This is a genomic window from Bacillus sp. MBGLi79, from assembly GCF_002953915.1.
The window spans coordinates 2,380,573-2,381,943 of sequence record NZ_CP026521.1 but is presented as its reverse complement, the minus strand read 5'-3'; the positions used below and the strand labels follow the sequence as shown (position 1 = coordinate 2,381,943).

Here is a 1,371-nt window from a genome sequence, read left to right as displayed (position 1 = left end):
TATCCCTGTTTTTCACCGCTTCGATTAAAAATTTATAAGATCCCTGCCTTAAAAGAAAAGCGACATGAGGATGCTCCTCTTTAAAAGCGGAAATAACCGTCGGGAGGAACTGGCCCGCAAGGCTTGTCGGGAAACCGATTTTAACGGTCCCGCGATTCGGGTCCAAATACTCATCGATTTGTTCCTTCGCGAAATCGATCGCTTTCATCGCTGTTTTAATATGGTCTAAAAACTGTCTCCCGATCGGAGTCAGCTTCACATTGCGGCCTTCGCGCTCAAACAAATCAACACCGAGCTCTTCTTCGAGATTGGCGATCTGCCTGCTGATCGCCGACTGAGCGACATGAAGGTGCATGGCCGCTTCCGATACGTGCTCTCTTTCTGCAACTTCCATAAAATAATGCAATTGGCGTAATTCCATCGTTGTTTCACCTGCTCATCTCAAAATGAGATAGTTTTAATCTAAATTATATATTGTTTGTATAGATTTGAAAACCTACAATAGGATTAGAGTTTGTAAGATTTTATGACCGGGGACAAACGGGAAAAATGAACGGGGGAGAGGAACAATGACTTATAATCAACTACCAAAGGCACAAGGTCTCTACCGTCCTGAATTTGAACATGATGCATGCGGAATCGGCCTTTACGCTCATTTGAAGGGCCTTCCTACTCATGATATTGTCAAAAAAGGATTACAAATGCTTTGCCAATTAGACCACCGGGGCGGTCAGGGCAGTGACCCGCATACCGGAGACGGAGCAGGCATCATGATGCAGATTCCGGATGCTTTTTTCAAAAAAGTCTGCGCCGGTTTCAACTTGCCTGAAAAAGGACGCTACGGCGTCGGGATGATCTTCTTTTCTAAGGATGACAGCGGGCGCGAAAAAACCGAAGCGCGCATTAACGAGCTGATCGAACAGGAAGGACAGACAGTGCTCGGCTGGCGAACTGTACCTGTAAATGTCGGAAAAATCGGAACAGTCGCACAGAAAAGCGCGCCAATCGTCCGCCAGGTATTCATCGGAGCAAATGAAGCGATGAAAGACAATCTGGCATTCGAACGGAAGTTGTACATCATTCGCAAACAGGCCGAAAATTGGGCGAAAGAACACGACAAAACGTTCTATTTTGTCAGCCTCTCTAGCAATACCATCGTATATAAAGGACTTCTAACACCCGAGCAGGTTGATGCTTTCTATGAAGATTTACAGGACGAGGACTTCGTCTCAGCTTTTGCATTGGTTCACTCCCGTTTCAGCACAAACACGTTTCCGAGCTGGGAAAGGGCACATCCGAACCGCTATCTGATCCACAACGGGGAAATCAATACGCTGCGCGGCAATATGAACTGGATGAAAGCGAGGGAGC

The 1,371-nt window shown here is 46.6% G+C and carries 2 pseudogenes; one reads left to right on the top strand and one right to left on the bottom strand.

What is annotated here, in order from left to right:
- A pseudogene (locus tag C1T29_RS24820) lies at nucleotides 1-394 on the bottom strand (LysR family transcriptional regulator); the annotation flags it as partial.
- A gap of 175 nt (nucleotides 395-569) precedes the next feature.
- On the opposite strand from C1T29_RS24820, the pseudogene C1T29_RS11725 reads away from it, so the two are divergent.
- Nucleotides 570-1,371 (top strand): annotated as a pseudogene (locus tag C1T29_RS11725) (glutamate synthase subunit alpha); the annotation flags it as partial.